We start from the raw sequence: 18,112 nt of genomic DNA, 5'->3' as shown, positions 1-18,112 counted from the left end.
ATACTTCCCGTATGGCTATCGCACAATGGGAAACAAATGCTGGCGGCGCACCCCTGCAGATCCAGGCCGAGGTCGCGCCGCGTTTCTTCCGCCCCGAGGACGAGGAGCAGGCGGAATTCGCGCAGGCTCTCGTCGACGCGGTGCGGGAGGCCGCGGACGAATACACCGGCTCCGAGGAGCTGCCGACCGAATACCCGAACGAGGCGGTCGAGTCGCTGGCACACACGCTCAACGGCATCGGGGAGCTGCGCGAGGCGCTCGACGAGGGGATCTCACCCGCAGAGGCAATGTTGCGCCTGAACCGGATCGACCAGGAACTGGCGCGGCTGTCGGAACTGGACCCGCGCTTTGTCCCGGCTCGGTACTTCGCCCGCCGCGGGTGGATTGCGGCCGGCGACTTCGACCTGGGCGCGGTCGAGCAGGTCTGCGCGGAGCTGCCGGGCCTCCTGCCCGCGCCGGAGCAGACCGATGAGGGGCTGGCGTTCCACGCCTCGCTCTGGACCGAGGACCCGGCGCCCGAGCTGGAGGTGTACGCCGAGGTTGCGGACATCATGGCGGCCGTGACGCTGCGCACCGACGGCCCAGCGTTCGGCGTTCTCCGCGCGCTCGCCGCGGTGCCCGAGCGCATGCTCGACGCCCTCCCGGGCCTGCCTCCCGCGTCTTTCTACGCCGAGGCGGCCTATGCCAAGCAGGTCAGCGACCTGCGCTTCACCGACGCCTTCCAGGAGGACAACGCCTATCGACGCCTTGTCATCGACGCCCTGGCGCAGTCCCTGAGATTCCTCGCGGCCCACTCGCCCCGCTACGAGTTCCCTCTGGACATGGCGGACGTTGTGGCCAGGATGGCCGAGCGGACCGAGCCGGAGGCGCTCGGGCTGGGGGCGCTGATGGGGCTCCTCGAGCACATTCAGTCCTGGCTGCCGCGCGCCGTCAACGACCTGGTGCCGCCGTGGTGGTTCGGCGAGGACAACGAGGACAGCATTGAGGGCCTTGTTGCCAGCCTGACCGCCGACCAGTACGTCCGGATGGTCGCTGTCATGGACGCCAGCGCCGGGCAGCTTACCGACGAGGGCCTGCCCGACCGCGCGGCGTTCCAGGCCATCCCCGTCGACGACCTGACCATGGAGATGCTGGCCGCAGAGAACGTCACGCTCTTCGCCGAGGAGCTCTAGGCTGGCCGTCGGGCTGCGGGGGCCGCGGGGTTGCGCGGCGGACGGGACGTGCGCGGCCCCGACAAGACACATGACGAGAACCCCTTGACGAGGTCGCTGATGATTCCCAGCACCTTCGTCAAGGGGTTCTCGTCACACAGACCAGAGCAGCCTACACCTACCGGCGCATGACCTTCTTCGACAGCACGTTGCCCAGCAGCTGCGCGAGCTGGACCACGACCACGATGACGATCACGGCCGCCCAGGTGACCTGCGGCTCGAACTGGCGGTAGCCGTAGACGATGGCGAAGTCACCGATGCCGCCGCCGCCGATGTAGCCGGCCATCGCGGACATATCGATCACGGCGATGAAGATGAAGGTGTAGCCCAGGATCAGGGGCCCGAGCGCCTCGGGGAGGATCACGGACTGGATGATCTTCCACGGTCCGGCGCCCATGGAGCGGGCCGCCTCGATCACGCCCGGGTCGATGGCCACCAGGTTCTGCTCCACGATGCGGGCCACGGTGAACGTGGCGGAGAAGCACATGACGAACGTGGCGGCGCCGCGGCCGATGGTCGTGCCTACCACACCGAGCGTGATGGGGTAGAGCATGGCGATCATGATGATGAACGGGATCGGCCGGAAGAAGTTCACGGCGATGTTGATGATCCAGTACACCACCGCGTTCTGCAGGATGCCGCCGCGGCGGGTGGTGTAGAGGAAAATACCCAGAAGCAGGCCGAAGAAGCCGCCGACGACCATGGTGATGCCCACCATCCACATGGTGTCGCCGATGGATTCGATGAAGGTGGGGCCGAGGCGGTCCCAGTCGGGTTCGGCGAGGATCATTTCGTTCATCGGGTGATCTCCTCAATGTCGGTGGTGGACTGCAGGGTGTGGAGGAACTCGTTGATGGCGGCGTCGTCGCCGTTGAGACGCACCGTCATCTTGCCGAAGGAGTGCGACTGCAGGGTGGCAATGCCCGCGTGCACGGGCTGGACGCTCACGCCGCGTTCGCGGGCCTTGGAGGCGGCGCCGAAGAAGCCGGAGTCCTCGGAGAGGTCGACGGTGAAGAGGCGGCCGGGCGCGGCGTCGAGAAGCTCTTGTGCCTCGACCTCGTTGGGGGTGTTGCGCAGGCTGGTGGAGACGAAGCGCTTGGCCACCGCGGTTTGCGGGTCGGAGAAGACGTCGTAGACGCTGCCGTACTCGACGACCTTGCCGGCCTCCATGACGGCGACCTTGTCGGCGATGGATCGGATCACGTCCATCTCGTGGGTGATGACCACGATGGTGATGCCGAGCTCTTCGTTCACGCGGCGCAGCACCTCGAGGACCTCGTGCGTGGTCTCGGGGTCGAGCGCGGAGGTCGCCTCGTCGGCGAGCAGCAGCGAGGGGTTGGTGGCCAGGGCGCGCGCGATGCCGACGCGCTGCTTCTGTCCGCCCGAGAGCTGCTCGGGGTAGTTCTTGCCGCGCTCGGCCAGGCCCACAAAGTCGAGCAGTTCGTTCACGCGGCGTGTGCGCTCTTGCTTATCGACGCCCGCGAGCTTCAAGGGGTACTCAATGTTGCCAGCGGCGGTACGGGAATTGAAGAGGTTGAACTGCTGGAAGATCATGCCGACATTGCGGCGAATGTTGCGGAGCTGGCGCTCGGACTTGCCGACGACGTCGGTGCCGTCGAGAAGCAACTGCCCGCCCGTGGGGGCATCGAGGCCGTTGATGAGGCGAACCAGCGTGGACTTACCGGCACCCGAGTAGCCGATGACGCCGAGGATTTCACCCGGCTCGACGGTGAGCGTGACGCCGTCGACGGCGGTGACTTCGCGGTTGCCGGTTTTGAAGACCTTGGAAACGTCCCGGAACTCGATCCGGGTGCCGGTGGTGGACATTACTTGTACTCCTCCACAAGCTCATCGAGGATCTTGTTCAGGTCCTCCTTGGAGCGCTGGACCTGCACGGCGGTGCCGTTAGAGTCCTCGTTGAGCGCCTCGGTGACCTCGGCGGACTGCCAGATCTCCACGAGCTTCTCGTAGGTCGGGTTGTCCACCTCGTCCGCCTTCACGGTGAAGACGTTGATGTACGGCTCGGCCAGCTCGGAGTTCGGGTCGTCCGCTGCGACGGAGGAAGCCGGGTCGATGCTGGCGCGCTGCAGCCAGTTGTTGTTGATGATCGCCGGGCGGCCCTCGTGGTACGCGTTCGGCGTCTGGGAGGCGTCGACGGCGACGACCTTCACCTTGGAGGCGGCCTCGTCGATGTCTGCCGGGGTCGGCGTGAGCTTCGGCGCGCCCTCCTTCAGCTTCAGCAGGTCGGCCTGGACGAGCACGTTGATCGCGCGGCCCTGGTTGGACGGGTCGTTCGGGATCGCGACCTCCTGGCCCTCGATGCCGTCGACGGAATCGTGATCCTTCCAGAACAGGCCCAGCACGTTGATCTCGCCGGAGCCGACGATGCGGAGATCCTCGTCGGAGGTGGCGTTGTACTGCGCCTGGTAGTTGATGGTCTGGAACTTCGACACATCCATCTGGCCCTCGGTGTGCGCCGGGTTGACCTGCGGGTACTCGGAGAAGCGGACGATGTCCAGCTTGATGCCCTGCTCCTTGGCCTGCTCCTCAAACACGGACCACGCTTTCAGATCGGCGTCGGTGGTGCCGATCTTTACCGTGGTGGTATCGCCGGAGCTATTCGACGAATCCGACTCGGAGCCGCACGCCACAAGGCTCGTCGCGGCGATAACGGAGGCCGCTGCTGCGGCGAGGAAACGGTTGGTACGCATGACGGTAAATTCCTTTGCTAACTACTTGCTCTGCAGGCGGTCGAGGATGTCGTTGAGCTCGTTGGCCGGGCGGCTGACCTCAACGGCGGTGCCGCGGGAGTCCTCCTGGACCGCCTCGGTCACGGCCGGGTCGTGCCACAGCTCGGCGAGCTTGACGTAGGTCGGGTTTTCCACGTCCTCGGCGCGGGAGGCGAACACGTTGATGTACGGCTCGCCCTGCTCGGAGCCCGGGTCGTCCTGGAAGATGGCCTGATCCGGCTCGATGCCGGCGCGGTCCAGCCAGGAGTTGTTGATAATTGCCGGGCGGCCCTCGCCGTACGCAGACGGGGTCTGGGATGCGTCCACCGGGACCACGGAGACCTTGGACGCCTCGGTGTCTACATCGACCGGAGCCGGCGCGTACTCGTCAGCGCCGTCCTTCAACTCCAGCAGGCCTGCCTGGACCAGCACGTTGATGGCGCGGCCCTGGTTGGTGTCGTCGTTGGGGATGGCCACCTCTTCGCCCTCAATGCCGTCGAGGGAGTCGTGATCCTTCCAGAACAGGGCGAGCGGGTAAATCTCGGAGGAGCCAACGACCTTGAGGTCGTTGCCGGAGTCCTTGTTATAGGAGGACAGGTAGAGGATGTGCTGGAACTTGTTCAGGTCCAGCTCGCCCTGCGCGAGCGCCTCGTTGACCGGGGCGTAGTCGGAGAACTGGACGATGTCCAGGTCGATGCCCTCGTCGGCGGCTAGGTCCGAGAAGACGGACCACGCCTTCTGGTCCGCATCCGTGGTGCCGATCTTGACGGTGACGTTGCCGTCGCCGTCGGTGTTCTGGCCGGCCGTGTCGTCGGACTCGTTCGAGCAGGCGACGAGGCTGGTGGCAAGAAGGGTGGAGGCCGCGATCGTGGCGAGAGTGCGCGAGATACGCATGTTGGCTCCTTTGTTGAGTTCGGGAATTGTTGACGGATAGAAATCTAGCACCCAATGTACCGCTTAGTCTATTTTTGCGGGATATTGCTTACTAAGCTGTCTATCTTGTCTTTGGAATTGGCCCATGCGTATCTCTGCGAGCTGTGTTTGCTTCGGCATTTTGCGCGTCCGTTGCGATGCGGCGCAGCGCGTCGCGCAGATGGTCGGTTTCGGGGCTGGAATCCATGAGTAGTTGAGTGTCTAAATCGCGACATACCCAGAGCAAATGCCATGCAAGATCGTCCCAGTCCGGCGCACCGGTGATGAAACTAGAGCCGTGATCAGTAGCCTCAATCTCTGAGCGATACGTGGAGGGGATTCGGGCGGCGACCTCTTCCGGTGTCGCTGTGGGGTGGACGCGAGCCGCGCAACTGAAACGTTGCGCGATATTGGTGCTTAATGCTGGGAATGGGGCTGCGCGAGGGTTAAACCTGCCGCAAGTTCCCCGGCCACAGCGTGATCACCGGCGTCGATGGCGTGCTCTGCCCGCCTGGCATGGCCATTCGTCTCGTCGAGCGGCACCGATTTTCTGGTCGTTGCACCGCGCGCAGACGACGTCTGGCTCAACCACTGCGCGCTGCGCGCCGGGTACGTCTGTCGCAAGTGAACCTCTCCGGCGGCAATGACACCCAGATTGCGGCGACGTATTCAGCTGAGGACGTGGCCAAGCTACGCGCCACGGAGTAACGGGGTTTGCGCCCGTTAGTCTCAGTCCATCTGTAGCACGGTGCGAAGTTCCTCGAACAGCTCCGGGCGCAGCCGGTGTATGACTGTCCTGCCCTGGCGGCTCTTTTCTAGGAGGCCGGCCTCGGTAAGCATTTTGAGGTGGTGGGAAACTGTCGGTTGGCTTAGCCCGGAGCGTTGCGTGAGTTCGCCCACGCTCATCGGCTCGCAGCCCTCTTCGGCGATTCTGGAGAGAAGTTGTAGTCGGCCGGGGTCCGCTAAAACTTTGAACAGGTCCGCGTAACGCGTCGCGTCGTCTTCGGAGAGCAAGCCGGAGCCCAGCGAGCAGCAGTCGAGGCCGGTGTTTTCTGTGGTGGCGACGTAATCGTTCATTCTTCCTACCTCGTCATATTGACAGTGATAAATATGCTGTTTAGTGTTCGTTTTGAATGCTGTCAATAGATAAGGATTCCAGATGGAAGACACAACCTCTCAGCCGGTAGAGCGTATGTCGTTTCTTGACCGCTTCCTGCCGGTGTGGATCATGCTCGCCATGGCGGCGGGCCTCGCCCTCGGCCGAGCGGTGCCGGGGCTTTCGGGCGCACTTGAGAGTCTCGAAGTCGGAAGCATCTCGCTTCCGATCGCGCTCGGCCTCCTGGTCATGATGTACCCGCCTTTGGCCAAGGTGCGCTACGACAAGACCCGCGAGATTGCCACCGACAAACGTCTCATGACCGTGTCCATCATCTTGAACTGGATTGTCGGCCCCGCGTTCATGTTCGCGCTCGCCTGGATCTTCCTGCCAGATGCCCCGGAGCTGCGCACCGGTTTGATCATCGTCGGTCTCGCCCGCTGCATCGCCATGGTGTTGGTGTGGTCCGACCTCGCCTGCGCTGACCGGGAAGCCACCGCAGTGCTGGTAGCTATCAACTCGGTGTTCCAGGTGGTCATGTTCGGCGTACTCGGCTGGTTCTACCTGCAAATCCTGCCTGCCTGGCTGGGGCTGGAAACCACCTCGGTGAAGTTCTCGTTCTGGGCGATCGTGTCCTCCGTGCTGGTCTTTTTGGGTATCCCGCTGTTGGCCGGGCTGCTGTCTCGCATTATCGGCGAGCGCACCAAGGGCCGCGACTGGTACGAAAACACCTTCCTGCCCCGGATCTCCCCACTCGCGCTGATCGGCCTGCTGTACACAATCGTCCTGCTTTTCTCGTTGCAAGGCGACCAGATCCTCTCCCAGCCGTGGACGGTGGCACGGGTGGCGATCCCGCTGCTGTGCTACTTCGTCGGCATGTTCGCTATTGCACTCTTGGTAGCCAAACTGTCCGGCATGGACTACGCCCAGTCGGCCTCGGTGGCGTTCACGGCTGCCGGCAACAACTTCGAGTTGGCCATCGCAGTGGCGATCGGCACGTTCGGCGCCACCTCCGCCCAGGCGCTGGCGGGCACCATCGGGCCGCTTATCGAGATCCCTATCCTCGTCGGCCTCGTCTACCTCATGCGTGGGATCGGCCCGAAACTGTTCCCGGGTGACCCAACCCTGCCCAAATTGTCCTAAGGAGACGTTATGAAGCCCTCAGTCTTGTTTGTGTGCGTCGGCAACGGCGGAAAGTCCCAGATGGCGGCGGCGCTCGCCGAGAAGCACGCGGGTAGCCAGCTCGGCATCCACTCCGCGGGCACCAAACCTGGCACGTCGCTGAACCAGGAATCGGTCGAGGCGATCGCAGAGGCCGGCGCCGACATGTCGCGCGGCACGCCCAAACCCATCGATCCGGAACTGCTGCGCAGCGTTGATCGCGTTGTGGTGCTCGGCGAAGACGCGCAGGTGGACATGCCCGACGACGCACGCGGCACGCTGGAGCGCTGGCGTACCGACGAACCCTCGCTCCGCGGCATCGAAGGCATGCAGCGCATGCGCCTCGTACGCGACGACATTGACGCCCGTGTGCGCTCGCTTATCGACGAACTCCTGTAACGGCCTTTAATACGCCGGAGTCATCGGGATGCGCTGCTTATTGCGGAACCGTGACGCCTGCATGCGTGCCGGCGACGTGCCGCGGTAGTGGGTGGTGGAGGGGGAGGTTGCGTACTTCGGATTGCTGGACGGTTTTCGGGAGCGTTGCTTCTCGATCCTCACACCGCCGCATTGTGGCACGAATTACACGATTGTGCTTTGTGAGTGGTTGCTTTGTGACCCTTCGGCCTGCGCCCGCAGCCCGTCGATAAACACGTCTACGAGCCACCCCCTGCTACGGGCGAACACCTCTTCTGCGATGGTTGGCAGCGGCCGCGACAGTGTGATGATGCCGAAATGGAAGTCTAGGACGTCGAGGTCGCCGGGGCACAGCCCGTACTTTTTCGCCTCCGTGAGGAGGGGACGGTAGAGGGCTTTTACCTTTTCTATCAGTATGTTTCGTTCCTCTTGGCCCATGTGGGGTGCGAACACGGGCAGGAATTCTTGGCCGACGGCAGGGAAGCCGTTGTCCACCATCTCAGTGATGGCGCAGCGCCACGTCGCCTCGGGGGCGCCGGGGAGGCGGGGAACGTGCTTGTCTACGATCGCGCGCATCTTGTCGATGATGTTTTCCAGCACCGCGCGGTAGAGGTCATCCTTGGTAGGGAAGTGGCGGCTCGCGGTGGCAACACCCACCTCTGCTTCCTTCGCAATGGTGCGCAGCGAGACCTTCGGCCCCATCTGGGCAATGAGCGTCGTGGCCGCCTCTACAAGCGCTTTGTGGTTTTCAGCAGCATCTTTTCGCATATCCGGCACTTTACCCTTGACAACCGAAAAATGAAACAATATGATCCACTTCGTAAAAGCGAAACAGTCTGTTCCACTTGGAGGAAACGATGAGCACAACCGTGGTGCAACAGGAAACCGCCACCACCGATGGCAGCCGCATCAACAACACCAACAGCACCGTGAAAAAGACCATCGCCCTGATTTTGGGCCTGCCGATAATCCTCGGCCTCATGCTGTGGGCGTTTCTTGCGCCCACCTTCGCCTCCGGCCCGGACGGGGTGCCGGTGGCAGTGGCGGGGCCGGAGCCGGTCGTTGAGAAGCTGCGTGCTCAGGCGGAGCAGCAGGAGGAGCACCCGGACTTCGTCGTGGTGAGCTCACAGGACGAGGCTGAAGATATGGTGCGAAACCGCGACGCGGTCGGCGCGATCGCAATCGGGCAGGGCAGCGCCACGGTCTACACCGCTTCCGGTAACGGTGCACCGTACGTGCAGATGCTCAATGGCCTTGCCCAGAACATGCAGTCCTCCGGCATGCCGGTGGAGACCGAGGATCTCGCCCCCACGACCGAGGATGACCCGCAGGCCCAGGGCCTCGCGTTGCTCGGCCTGCCGCTCGCGTTCGGTGGCGTGATCTCCGGAATGCTTGCAACCGTGCTGCTTCGTGGCCGCAAGTGGTCGAAGGTCGCAGTCATCACGGGTGTGTCCATCCTCGGCGCGGGTGTTGCGGTTTGGATGCTGCACGGCATCTACGGCTCGCTCAGCGGCAGCGTGGGCATGGAGTGGCTGGCTATCGCTGCCGGCATCGCCGCAACCTCGTCGGTCACCGCCGGTCTTGGCGCACTTCTTGGCGTGCCGGGTGCTGGCCTCGGCGCGGTGCTGACCATCTTTGTGGCTAACCCGCTGGCCGGCCTGGCCACAGGCCCATGGCTGCTGCCGGCCGGCTGGTCCGCACTGGGCCAGCTCATGCCGATTGGTGCGACCGGCTACCTCGTGCGCTCGCTGAGCTTCTTCGACGGCGCGGACGCGCAGGGTTCCTGGATCGTCCTGTGCAGCTGGATCGTCGTTGGCCTGATTCTGCTGGCCTTCGACCGTTCGAAGGAGAAGACCGCGTAGGTTGTCTCCACCCAAACACCCGTCGAGCGTCGGCGGGTGTTTCTCATGTCCTGTTAGATTCGGCGCACATGGCAACGACGACACAGCTCTATGTTTCTTTCCCCGGCAACGCACGCGAGGTGCTGGAGTTCTACCAATCCGTCTTCGGCGGCGATCTTGAGCTGCTCACCTACGGCGAACAGCTGGATCAAGGGGTGAAGTTCCCCTTCGACCCGCCGTGCGAGGCTATCGCCCACGCCACGCTTACCGGTCCGTTTTCCATTTCGGGCGGAGACGACCTCGAGCGCAATGAAACCAGCCTCAACCGGGGCGACTTCGGCTTCACCGCGTACGTGGAGACGCCGGAGGAAGGTGAGGCGCTCTACGCAACGCTTGCCGACGACGGCGGCAACGCCGTGATCAGTAGCTTCGATCTCTGAGCGGTACGAGGAGGGGATTCGGGCGGCGACCTCTTCCGGTGCCGCTGTGAGTTGGACGCGAGCCACGCAGCTGAAACGTTGCGCGATATTGGTGCTTAAAGCTGGAGGTGGGGCTGCGTGAGGGCTAAACGTCCATGTAGTGACGTGGGGCTCTGCTATCCGGTCGAGTCGGAACGTTCGCCAGTCGTTGCGGCCTCTGTCGAAGGCTTGGAGGTACCAGTACTCTCCTTGGGTTAAGAGCTTGGCTGGCTCAACCTCGCGCTCCGTAGGGGTGGCGGACGGTTTGTGGTACGTAAAGCGCACCAGTACGTGATCTCGGAGAGCGTTGGTGAGCTGCTGGAGCAGCTTTAGATTGCTTTTTTGTTGTTGCTGGGTAGCGGAACCCTCGTGATTGAGTGTGGTCGAGGCGCCTGTGAGCGTATGCGTGATGGCTCGCAGGCGTGGCGGCATGACGTGGTCGAGTTTGGTAAGGGCTCGGAATGCGGCCTCGCCGAATTCGTCGGTGCCGGAAAGGGCGTTCATACGCAGACTGGCCACGAGTGCGATGGCTTCGGAATCGTCGAGCAGGAGTGGCGGTAGATGTCGGCCTGCGCCGAGCTGATAGCCGCCGTCAAGACCGCGGCTCGAATGGACTGGATAACCGAGGTCTCTCAAGCGAGTGATGTCTCTGCGAACCGTGCGTTCCGTGACGCCGAGTTTCGCTGCGAGCTCGTGTGCCTGCCAAGTGGCGCGCGCTTGCAAGAGTCCGAGGAGTTGGAGGACTCGCTGTGTTGTATCCGCCATTGCTCTATTGTGCTTCACACTGCGGACAAGAGCTGTCCGGAAGGCATTTTAGGGTATCGGTGTCATCGTTCGACAGAAAGGAAACCTGATGTACTTCCCACGCAAGGACAATGAGCTGGATACTCTGTGCAACTACCTCGATGCGCAACTCGATGCGGTCCGTGCCAGCGCCTACGGGCTTGATGATGCCGCTGCGCGCCGCACACCACTGCGTAGTGATCTGAGTGTCAGTGGCATTCTCAAGCACGTCACGTTTGTGATGGCACAGTCGCTCTCCCGAGCCGGAAACGAAGGTTACAAGGATGCGGCTGTGGACTTTGCCTCGAGCTTTGTGCCGACCGAGGAAGAAGTGCTGGAGGTTTTGTTGGAGCGCTTCGATGTGGTTCGTGCTGACTTTATGCAGATGAGTCGTGGCGGCGACTTGGAGGCGGAGCTGCCTGTCGGCCCCTTCCCCTGGTATGGCATGGATGAGGCGCGTCCGGCGAAGCTGCGTTACCTCTATGTGCACTATGTGGAAGAGTTCGCGCGGCATGCGGGACATGCGGACATCATGCGCGAGGAACTTGATGGCGCGCAGGCGGCTGAGCTTCTTGCCGCAACCGAGGGGTGGGAGCCTAACGAGTACGTCACCCCCTGGGCGAGGTAGCACGGAGGTTCGAAACCTGTTAGCGTTTCGAACATGCGATTCAATGGAGGCGCGCCACTTTCGTGGTCCAAGCTGGAGCGGATCCTCTCCGGCGCGGAGACGGCTGCACCCGTGCCGGTGCAGCACACCGCGCCTGCTCAGAGCCCGCAGCGCGTGTCGAGCACCTCGCGCGTCCCGTTCGCCGAGCTCCACGCCGTGAGCGCCTACAACTTCCTCTCGGGTGCGAGCGAGCCGGAGGAGATGGTCGCGCGAGCCGCGGCACTGGGCGTCGAGACGCTCGCGCTGCTGGACAGGGACGGTTTTTACGGGGCGGTAAAGTTCGCGGAGGCCGCCGCGGCTGCAGGAGTGGGTACCGTCTTCGGTGCGGAGCTGACCCTGGACGGGCGCGTCCTCCCCGTCATCGCACGCGGGCCCGAGGGCTACAAGCGCCTGTCGCACCTCATGGCGGAGGCGCACATGGCAACGCGCGAGAAGGATAAGGTGGCCTACCCGCCGTTGGAGCTGATCGGCGAGGAACTCGGCGGGACCTGCGTGGTGCTGGCGGGCTGGCAGTGGGCAGAGGAAAAGGGTGCCATCGATCGTCTGGTCGATGCGTTCGGGCCCGGAAACGTCGTGCGCGAGTATGAGGCGTCCATGACCCCGCAAGACGCGGAGCACCACGAGCTTTTGGACCGTCACGACACACTGCCCGCCATTGTTACTGCCGCTCCCGGCGCAGCCACGCGGGAACACGCGCGCCTCGCGCAGGCGAAGCGCGCGCTGGCCAGGCGCGACTCGCTCGCCCAGGCCAACGGCCACCTGCATCCGATGGGTGCGAATTGGCTGCGTTCCGGCGAACAGCTCGCCCGCATGCTCCCGGGCTGCGAGGACAAACTGGCTTACACGGTGGAGCTGGCGAAGCAGTGCGCGTTTACGCTCAACCTGGTCGCCCCGGAACTGCCGCGCTTTGATACCCCGGACGGGCGCAGCGAGATGGAGCACCTGCGCGCGCTCACCCTCGCCAGCGCGAAGCTGCGCTACGCCTCCTGGTCGGAGGAGGTCCGCGCCAAGGCGCTGGCGCAGATCTGCTACGAGCTGGACGTGATCCAGGAGCTGAACTTCCCCGGCTACTTCCTCATCGTCCACGACTTCGTGGAGTTCTGCCGCCGCGAGAATATCCTCTGCCAGGGCAGGGGGTCGGCGGCCAACTCGGCGGTGTGCTTCGCCCTTGGCATCACGAATGCGGAGCCGATCTCTGCCGGGCTGCTTTTCGAGCGTTTCTTGTCCCCGGACCGGGAGGGCCCGCCCGACATTGACATCGACATCGAGTCCGGCCGCCGCGAGGAGGTCATCCAGTACGTTTATGCCAAGTACGGGCGCGACAACGCCGCGCAGGTGGCCAATGTGATTACGTACCGCCGCAAGGGCGCGGTGCGGGACGCGGCTCGCGCGCTGGGGTACGCGCAGGGGGCCGCGGATGGGTGGGCCAAGGGCGTTGAGGAGGTGCCTGGTAGCGTCGATAAGCTTGCTGCTCAGTTTGAAGGGCAACCCCGCCACCTGGGCATTCACTCGGGCGGCATGGTGATCTGTGACCGCCCGATCGCCGATGTGGTGCCCGTGGAGTGGGCGCGTATGGAAGGGCGCTCGGTGGTGCAGTGGGACAAGGACGACTGCGCGTCGGCAGGCTTGGTCAAGTTCGACATGCTGGGCCTGGGCATGCTCGAGGCGCTGCACCACATGATCGACCTGGTGCGCGACACCACCGGTCGCGAGGTGCACCTGTGGGAGCTTTCGCTTGACGACGCCCACGTCTACGACATGCTCTGCCGCGCCGATGCCGTCGGCGTGTTCCAGGTGGAGTCGCGCGCGCAGCTGGGCACCCTGCCCAGGCTCAAACCGCGCGTGTTCTTCGACCTGGTCGTGGAGGTCGCGCTCATCCGCCCCGGACCGATCCAGGGCGGCTCCGTCCACCCCTACCTGCGCAGGCGCGATGGCCTCGAGCCGGTGGTGTACGACCACCCGGTGCTGGAGAAGTCGCTGGGCAAGACGCTCGGCATCCCGCTGTTCCAGGAGCAGCTCATGCAGATCGCCGTCGACGCCGCGGGCTTTTCCGGCCGCGAGGCGGACGCGTTGCGGCGCGCCATGGGCTCCAAGCGCTCACCCGCCAAAATGGCCGCGCTGAAAGCCCGCTTCTTCCGCGGCTGCTGGGAGACCAACCAGATCGGGGAGGAGGTGGCGGAGAAGCTGTGGACCAAGATCGTTGCCTTCGCTGCCTACGGGTTCCCGGAGTCGCACTCGCAGTCGTTCGCGTCCCTGGTGTACTTCTCCGCCTGGTTCAAGCGCTACTACCCGGCGCAGTTCTGCGTGGGCCTGCTGCGCGCGCAGCCGATGGGGTTCTACTCGCCGCAGTCGCTCATCCAGGACGCGCGGCGCCACGGCGTGACCGTGCTGCCGGTGAGCGTGAACGAGTCGGGCCGCGAGGCGCGCTGCCTGGACAACGAGACGATCCGGGTAGGGCTGAACCTGGTGCGCGGGCTTGGCGACGCGGCCGCCGACCGCGTCGAGGCTGCCCAGCCGTTTAGCGGGATCCCGGACCTGTCGCGCCGGGCGGAACTGAAGGTGGAGCAGGTCGAGGCGCTCGCGCGCGCCGGGGCGCTCGACTGCTTCGACGTGGACCGCAGGCAGGCACTGTGGCAGGCGGGCGTGGCCGCCACCGAGCGCGAAGGCATGCTGCCCGGGCTCTCCGCCATCGACGCGCCCGCGCTGCCGGGGATGAACGCGTTCGAACTGCTCGCCGCCGATGTCGCCGCCACCGGGGTAACGCCGGATGCGCAACCGATGGAGGTACTGCGCGACCAGCTCCAGGCTGCGGGGATCCTGCGCGCGGTGGACCTGAAGCGCGTGGAGGACGGCACCCGTGTGCGCATCGCCGGGGTGGTGACGCACCGGCAGCGCCCGCACACTGCCCAGGGCCTGACGTTTTTGGGGATGGAGGATGAGACGGGCTTGCTTAACGTGATGGTCTCGCCTGGCCTGTGGGGCAGGCAGCGGGTGCTCGCGCGCACGTCGCGGGCGTTGATTGTGCGCGGCATCGTGCAAAACGCCACCGGCGCGGTCAGCGTGGTGGCGGACAAGTTCGAGCCGCTCGAGGTAGGGGAGTGGCTCTCGCGTGGCTCGCGCGACTTCCGGTAGGCATGCGCTGAGTCTTTGGTAGGTTGACCACCATGTCAACCACCCCGATTCCGCAAGAACCCGCGGTTCCGCAGCTGCCGACGTCCGTGGAGCAGATGCACCGCGTCTCGCCGAAGCTGATGGTGCCGAAACTGGTCTCCAACACGATCTGGGCGCTGATCGTCCTGGGCTTTCTCGGCTTCGCCTGGTGGAAGTGGGGCTGGGGCTGGGCCATCCCGCTCGGGGTGTGCGCGGTCTACTTCGTCTGGCAGTACTTCCTCATCCCGTTCCAGGTGCGCAACATGGGGTGGCTGGAAACCGAGGATGACCTGGTGCTGAGCAAGGGCAAGATGTGGCACACCATGACGGTCATCCCGTACGGCCGCGTGCAGTTTGTCGACGTCACCTCCGGCCCCGTCGCCCGCGCCCTCGGATTGAAAAAGCTGGTGGTCAACACCGCGTCCACCACCTCGGATGCCAGCCTGCCCGGCCTGCCGGAGGCGGACGCGGATGCGCTGCGTGATCGCCTGGCCGCCAAGGCTCGCGAACGGATGAGTGGCCTGTGACTCAGCCTGCGCAAGACCAGAAACAGCACCAGCCCCAGTACCGCAGGGTCCACCGCCTCACCCCGCTGCTGCGCGTGTGGACGACGCTGCTTGCCCTGCTCGCCATCGCCGTTTTCAACTTCACCATGCCGATCTATCACTGGCTGGAAGAGGAAGACGTCGGGCTCACCGACGCCGCGTGGGCGCTCGGTGCCGCGGTGCTCGCCCTGATCGTCATCTTCGGGGTGTCGCAGCTGTGGTGGGCGCGCACGGGTTTTCGCGTCGACGACGAGGAGATTGAGATGCGCCGCGGCGTGCTCACCACGCAGATCCGCACGGCGCGCTATGACCGAGTCCAGGCCGTAGACATTGTCGAGCCGTTCGCCCCGCGCCTGTTCGGCCTGGCCGGTGTGCGCATCGAGGCCGCCGGCGGCGCGCAGGCCAACATCGAAATCGCCTTCCTCCCGCGCGGCGAGGCCGAGTCGCTGCGCAAAGAGATCCTCGCGCGCATGCACGGGCAGGCCCCGCTTGACGACGCCACATTTACCGTCCCCACCGCATCCCCCGACCTCGTCGCGCCGATCCCCATCAAGCGCTCGCTCGCCGCGGCGGCGCTGCAGTTTTCCACGCTGTTCACGCTTGCGTGGGCAAGTATTCCGATCTGGTCCGGCCTGACCATCGCCGCGGTCGTGCCGGTGGTGGTGAGCTTCCTGCCGCAGATCTGGCGCACGATCGACCAGTCGTGGCGCTTCAACTCCTCCCTCGACGGCGACGTGGTCAACCTGACCTTCGGGCTGGCCAACCGCCGCCGCCAGGCGGTGCCCCTGGACCGGATCCACGCGGTGCAGCTGAAACAGTCCATGCTGTGGCGCCCGTTCGGGTGGTGGCAGGTCACGGTGACGGTGGCGGGGTACGGCTCTGAAATGAACAAGGCCTCGGGCACCTCGAAGCTGCTCCCGGTGGGCACCTACGAGCAGGCCGCCCGCGTGGTCAACGCGATCGGCCCGCTCACCGCCGCCGAACTCACAGGGCCGACCGTGCCCACTGTGCCTACTGTGCCTACTGTTACCGTCTCAGCGCGCAGCCCGCGCCAGGCACGCTGGGTCTCCCCGGTGGATTGGCGGCAGCAGAGCGTCGCGGTGGATAGCGGCCGAGGCGTTGCGCGTGTGACCTTCGGGCGGCTGACCCGCCGCTTCCAGGCAGTCAAGATCCCGCACATCCAGGAGCTCACCTACAGGCAGGGCCCGTGGCAGCGCCGGCTCGGCCTGGCGCACGTGCGCTTCGACCTCGTCCCAGGCGCGGTGAAGGTCACCGCCCGCGACCTAGACGACGCGCAGGCGCGCACGCTTGTCGACGCCCTCCGCGCCCGCACCCTGCCCGCCCTGGAGCCCACGGACGTGATAGGTGAGGATGCGGTTGATGGGGTGGCAGAGGGGCGTCGATAAGCGGTGAGCACGGCGAGCTAGGTGTGGAGGGTGAGGCCCCAGTGCTCGATGGCCCCGGCGATCTCCATCCCACCCAGCATGGTCTTGTTGGTGTCCGAGCCGTTGGAGGTCACGCCGAGCGCCCACGCGCCCTGGTTGTTGACAGCGAAGATCGCGCCGCCCGAATCGCCGCGGTCCGAGATGTTGCGGAAGTAGAACTGCCCGTCGTGGCCGATCTCGGTGAACTCGCCGCAGGAGTAGCCGGTGGTCGCGCCGAGGCGGCAAATCGCCATGCCCTGGCGCTGCGCCTCCTGCGGGGTGATCCAGCCTTGCAGCGGGCGGTCCAACGGCAGCGAGGACGAGTACTGGGATTCGCCAGAAAGCTCGATGAGCCCGATGTCCGCGCCGAATTCGGTGGTCCGCTGGTCCTGCTGCCACAGCGACTCCACCATCGTGCCCGCGCGCGTCCAATTGCCGTTGGAATCCTTGACGTAGAAGTCGTCGCCAACCAGGCCACAGTGGCCCGCGGTGATGATAAAGAGGCGGTCGCCCTTGGATGCGAGGAAGCCCGTTGAGCACTCAGTGTCCGTCGTGGCGTTGTGGATCATGCCGCCTGGAACGACCCCGCCCGGCGCCTGGAGCCATTGCCAGTCCGTGGAGTTGTGGTAGTAAATGCCCAGGTTATCGTCGCGTCCGCGCTGGCCGGACGCGTCGTTGTCCGGGTCGATCGCGCGCCGATCGATGGGTGGCTCGGCCGAGCGCTGCGCGGAGGACGCGGTCGATCTGGACGTGGTCGGCTTGGATGAGGTCGAGGTATCCGCCTCGACGGGCGCATTGAGCATCTCCGAGATCTCGGCGGCGGCGGAATTCTGGGAGGAGGTCGTGGGCTCTGAATCGCCCGGGTCGCCCGAGTCGCCGCAGCCGGCCAACAGCGCCGCGGTGCTGAGCGCGGCCGCGACTGCGGCGAGGCTGCGACGACGCTGTGCCGTCAGAGTGGGAAACATGTGCGCCTCTTTTCAAAGCGTTGTGTGTAAACGGGGGAACAGGGGCAAATCCTAACAGTCGGGGTGTACGCTACATCACTATGAGCGGATCTGAGTCGCACGAACGTGCGACAGTGCTGAGTGCAAACGTCGCCCGCCCGCAGCGCGACCCGGGCGGGGCGGCGCGGCAGAGTGGCATTCATAAGCAGCCTGCCGAGCGGCTCGACGTGATCATTCCGGGGCCGCACTACGGCGACGGCAGCGGCGTGGTCGGCGACACGGTGGGGGACACCGCTCACCACGGCGGGCTGCAGAAGGCGGTCTACGTGTTTAGCCGCGAGCGCCTCGACTGGTGGGGCAACCAGCTGGGGTACCCACTGGACAACGGCATGTTTGGTGAGAACCTTACGACCCTGGGCATCGACTGGACCGCAGTGCTGATCAACCAGCGCTTCCGCATCGGCGAGGTGGAGCTGGAGGTGAGCGTGCCGCGCTCGCCGTGCCGTACGTTCGCGGCGTGGATGGGCGAGCCACAGTGGGTGAAGGCGTTTACCTTAAGCGGGGACTGTGGCTGCTACTTCCGCGTGAACAAGGAGGGCGCGATCACGCCGGGCGATGCCATCGAGGTGCTGGACGAGCCTTCGCACGGGTTTACCATGGGCGAGGCGTTCCGTGCGAAGATGGGCGACGCGGAGTTGTCGCGGCGCTTGTGGGAGCTACGCATCATGCCACCGATGTATCAGCAGCGGTTGGACGCCAGATTTGGGTGATGCC

At 65.0% G+C, this 18,112-nt stretch carries 19 protein-coding genes and 2 pseudogenes; 12 read left to right on the top strand and 9 right to left on the bottom strand.

All coding sequences use genetic code 11. The features are described from left to right. Positions 1-11: 11 nt before the first annotated feature. A complete protein-coding gene (locus FPP74_RS00450) occupies positions 12-1,172 on the top strand; it encodes a hypothetical protein (protein WP_144716774.1) in 1,161 nt (386 codons plus the stop codon). Positions 1,173-1,329: 157 nt separating this feature from the next. Here FPP74_RS00450 and FPP74_RS00445 read toward each other — a convergent pair whose 3' ends face one another. The 4 genes from FPP74_RS00445 to FPP74_RS00430 are packed head-to-tail and all read right to left on the bottom strand — an operon-like array spanning position 1,330 to position 4,834. Further along, positions 1,330-2,010, bottom strand: a complete 681-nt coding sequence (locus tag FPP74_RS00445) for a methionine ABC transporter permease (protein ID WP_144716773.1) — start codon at positions 2,008-2,010, stop codon at positions 1,330-1,332. After that, positions 2,007-3,038, bottom strand: coding sequence for a methionine ABC transporter ATP-binding protein (locus tag FPP74_RS00440; RefSeq protein WP_144716772.1), 1,032 nt, complete (start codon positions 3,036-3,038; stop codon positions 2,007-2,009). Before FPP74_RS00440 ends, FPP74_RS00445 begins: the two co-directional genes overlap by 4 nt. Beyond that, positions 3,038-3,922 (bottom strand): MetQ/NlpA family ABC transporter substrate-binding protein, encoded by an 885-nt coding sequence (locus FPP74_RS00435; RefSeq protein ID WP_095277744.1) that lies wholly within the window; start codon positions 3,920-3,922, stop codon positions 3,038-3,040. The genes FPP74_RS00440 and FPP74_RS00435 overlap by 1 nt, the downstream gene beginning before the upstream one ends. 21 nt (positions 3,923-3,943) lie before the next feature. Next, a complete protein-coding gene (locus FPP74_RS00430) occupies positions 3,944-4,834 on the bottom strand; it encodes a MetQ/NlpA family ABC transporter substrate-binding protein (protein ID WP_095536507.1) in 891 nt (296 codons plus the stop codon). Positions 4,835-5,329: 495 nt separating this feature from the next. Here FPP74_RS00430 and FPP74_RS00425 point away from each other — a divergent pair, with 495 nt between their 5' ends. Continuing rightward, on the top strand, positions 5,330-5,560 hold the full coding sequence (locus tag FPP74_RS00425) for a hypothetical protein (protein WP_133064907.1): 231 nt from the start codon (positions 5,330-5,332) through the stop codon (positions 5,558-5,560). A 21-nt stretch (positions 5,561-5,581) separates the two neighbouring features. On the opposite strand, the gene FPP74_RS00420 is transcribed toward FPP74_RS00425, so the two are convergent. Then, positions 5,582-5,929 (bottom strand): helix-turn-helix transcriptional regulator, encoded by a 348-nt coding sequence (locus tag FPP74_RS00420; protein WP_095553406.1) that lies wholly within the window; start codon positions 5,927-5,929, stop codon positions 5,582-5,584. Positions 5,930-6,011: 82 nt separating this feature from the next. Between FPP74_RS00420 and arsB the strand changes: the two genes are divergently transcribed. Continuing rightward, positions 6,012-7,091: an ACR3 family arsenite efflux transporter gene (arsB, locus tag FPP74_RS00415; RefSeq protein WP_038589861.1), complete on the top strand. Its 1,080-nt coding sequence runs from the start codon at positions 6,012-6,014 to the stop codon at positions 7,089-7,091. A 9-nt stretch (positions 7,092-7,100) separates the two neighbouring features. After that, complete coding sequence (locus FPP74_RS00410) at positions 7,101-7,508, top strand: low molecular weight phosphatase family protein (RefSeq protein WP_038589864.1); 408 nt, start codon at positions 7,101-7,103, stop codon at positions 7,506-7,508. Positions 7,509-7,691: 183 nt separating this feature from the next. On the opposite strand, the gene FPP74_RS00405 is transcribed toward FPP74_RS00410, so the two are convergent. Then, complete coding sequence (locus tag FPP74_RS00405) at positions 7,692-8,294, bottom strand: TetR/AcrR family transcriptional regulator (protein WP_095536510.1); 603 nt, start codon at positions 8,292-8,294, stop codon at positions 7,692-7,694. Between the two features lie 89 nt (positions 8,295-8,383). Between FPP74_RS00405 and FPP74_RS00400 the strand changes: the two genes are divergently transcribed. Together FPP74_RS00400 and FPP74_RS12370 are read left to right on the top strand one after the other, a co-directional pair. Next, positions 8,384-9,388, top strand: a complete 1,005-nt coding sequence (locus FPP74_RS00400; RefSeq protein ID WP_231699057.1) for an ABC transporter permease — start codon at positions 8,384-8,386, stop codon at positions 9,386-9,388. Positions 9,389-9,456: 68 nt separating this feature from the next. Then, positions 9,457-9,807 carry a VOC family protein gene (locus FPP74_RS12370; protein ID WP_233126926.1) on the top strand — a complete coding sequence of 117 codons (351 nt, stop codon included), beginning with the start codon at positions 9,457-9,459 and terminating at the stop codon, positions 9,805-9,807. Positions 9,808-9,861: 54 nt separating this feature from the next. Here the strand turns inward: FPP74_RS12370 and FPP74_RS12500 are convergent. Next, a pseudogene (locus FPP74_RS12500) lies at positions 9,862-10,092 on the bottom strand (WYL domain-containing protein); the annotation flags it as partial. Positions 10,093-10,227: 135 nt separating this feature from the next. Here FPP74_RS12500 and FPP74_RS12365 point away from each other — a divergent pair. After that, on the top strand, positions 10,228-10,386 hold the full coding sequence (locus FPP74_RS12365; protein ID WP_233126927.1) for a hypothetical protein: 159 nt from the start codon (positions 10,228-10,230) through the stop codon (positions 10,384-10,386). Between the two features lie 30 nt (positions 10,387-10,416). Here the strand turns inward: FPP74_RS12365 and FPP74_RS12495 are convergent. Continuing rightward, positions 10,417-10,590 (bottom strand): annotated as a pseudogene (locus FPP74_RS12495) (HTH domain-containing protein); the annotation flags it as partial. Positions 10,591-10,678: 88 nt separating this feature from the next. Here FPP74_RS12495 and FPP74_RS00390 point away from each other — a divergent pair. The 4 genes from FPP74_RS00390 to FPP74_RS00375 are packed head-to-tail and all read left to right on the top strand — an operon-like array spanning position 10,679 to position 16,376. Beyond that, the gene (locus FPP74_RS00390; protein ID WP_095277736.1) at positions 10,679-11,236 is read left to right on the top strand and encodes a DUF664 domain-containing protein; all 558 of its coding nucleotides are present in this window, start codon (positions 10,679-10,681) and stop codon (positions 11,234-11,236) included. 33 nt (positions 11,237-11,269) lie between these two features. After that, entirely contained in the window at positions 11,270-14,407 is a 3,138-nt protein-coding gene (locus FPP74_RS00385; protein ID WP_095277733.1) for an error-prone DNA polymerase, read from the top strand. A 32-nt stretch (positions 14,408-14,439) separates the two neighbouring features. Then, positions 14,440-14,952, top strand: a complete 513-nt coding sequence (locus tag FPP74_RS00380; protein WP_233125502.1) for a PH domain-containing protein — start codon at positions 14,440-14,442, stop codon at positions 14,950-14,952. Continuing rightward, entirely contained in the window at positions 14,949-16,376 is a 1,428-nt protein-coding gene (locus FPP74_RS00375; RefSeq protein ID WP_144716771.1) for a PH domain-containing protein, read from the top strand. Before FPP74_RS00380 ends, FPP74_RS00375 begins: the two co-directional genes overlap by 4 nt. A 17-nt stretch (positions 16,377-16,393) precedes the next feature. On the opposite strand, the gene FPP74_RS00370 is transcribed toward FPP74_RS00375, so the two are convergent. Next, positions 16,394-17,359: a hypothetical protein gene (locus FPP74_RS00370; protein WP_095277728.1), complete on the bottom strand. Its 966-nt coding sequence runs from the start codon at positions 17,357-17,359 to the stop codon at positions 16,394-16,396. A gap of 80 nt (positions 17,360-17,439) precedes the next feature. Between FPP74_RS00370 and FPP74_RS00365 the strand changes: the two genes are divergently transcribed. Continuing rightward, positions 17,440-18,108, top strand: coding sequence for an MOSC domain-containing protein (locus FPP74_RS00365; protein WP_095277725.1), 669 nt, complete (start codon positions 17,440-17,442; stop codon positions 18,106-18,108). Positions 18,109-18,112 lie beyond the last annotated feature (4 nt).

The organism is Corynebacterium sp. NML180780 (assembly GCF_007786415.1).
Lineage (GTDB): Bacteria > Actinomycetota > Actinomycetes > Mycobacteriales > Mycobacteriaceae > Corynebacterium > Corynebacterium gottingense.
The sequence above is the reverse complement of the archived record's forward strand: the minus strand, read 5'-3'. Positions and strand labels throughout refer to the sequence as shown.

Bases quoted from the DNA above. Each gene is read 5' to 3' on its own strand.
- FPP74_RS00450 (WP_144716774.1), top strand. From the start codon at position 12: ATGGCTATCGCACAATGGGAAACAAATGCTGGCGGCGCACCCCTGCAG.
- FPP74_RS00390 (WP_095277736.1), top strand. From the start codon at position 10,679: ATGTACTTCCCACGCAAGGACAATGAGCTGGATACTCTGTGCAACTAC.
- FPP74_RS00400 (WP_231699057.1), top strand. From the start codon at position 8,384: ATGAGCACAACCGTGGTGCAACAGGAAACCGCCACCACCGATGGCAGC.
- FPP74_RS12365 (WP_233126927.1), top strand. From the start codon at position 10,228: ATGCGTGATGGCTCGCAGGCGTGGCGGCATGACGTGGTCGAGTTTGGT.
- FPP74_RS00440 (WP_144716772.1), bottom strand. From the start codon at position 3,038: ATGTCCACCACCGGCACCCGGATCGAGTTCCGGGACGTTTCCAAGGTC.
- FPP74_RS12370 (WP_233126926.1), top strand. From the start codon at position 9,457: ATGGCAACGACGACACAGCTCTATGTTTCTTTCCCCGGCAACGCACGC.
- FPP74_RS00445 (WP_144716773.1), bottom strand. From the start codon at position 2,010: ATGAACGAAATGATCCTCGCCGAACCCGACTGGGACCGCCTCGGCCCC.
- FPP74_RS00380 (WP_233125502.1), top strand. From the start codon at position 14,440: ATGTCAACCACCCCGATTCCGCAAGAACCCGCGGTTCCGCAGCTGCCG.
- FPP74_RS00410 (WP_038589864.1), top strand. From the start codon at position 7,101: ATGAAGCCCTCAGTCTTGTTTGTGTGCGTCGGCAACGGCGGAAAGTCC.
- FPP74_RS00385 (WP_095277733.1), top strand. From the start codon at position 11,270: ATGCGATTCAATGGAGGCGCGCCACTTTCGTGGTCCAAGCTGGAGCGG.
- arsB (WP_038589861.1), top strand. From the start codon at position 6,012: ATGGAAGACACAACCTCTCAGCCGGTAGAGCGTATGTCGTTTCTTGAC.
- FPP74_RS00365 (WP_095277725.1), top strand. From the start codon at position 17,440: ATGAGCGGATCTGAGTCGCACGAACGTGCGACAGTGCTGAGTGCAAAC.
- FPP74_RS00370 (WP_095277728.1), bottom strand. From the start codon at position 17,359: ATGTTTCCCACTCTGACGGCACAGCGTCGTCGCAGCCTCGCCGCAGTC.
- FPP74_RS00405 (WP_095536510.1), bottom strand. From the start codon at position 8,294: ATGCGAAAAGATGCTGCTGAAAACCACAAAGCGCTTGTAGAGGCGGCC.
- FPP74_RS00430 (WP_095536507.1), bottom strand. From the start codon at position 4,834: ATGCGTATCTCGCGCACTCTCGCCACGATCGCGGCCTCCACCCTTCTT.
- FPP74_RS00435 (WP_095277744.1), bottom strand. From the start codon at position 3,922: ATGCGTACCAACCGTTTCCTCGCCGCAGCAGCGGCCTCCGTTATCGCC.
- FPP74_RS00420 (WP_095553406.1), bottom strand. From the start codon at position 5,929: ATGAACGATTACGTCGCCACCACAGAAAACACCGGCCTCGACTGCTGC.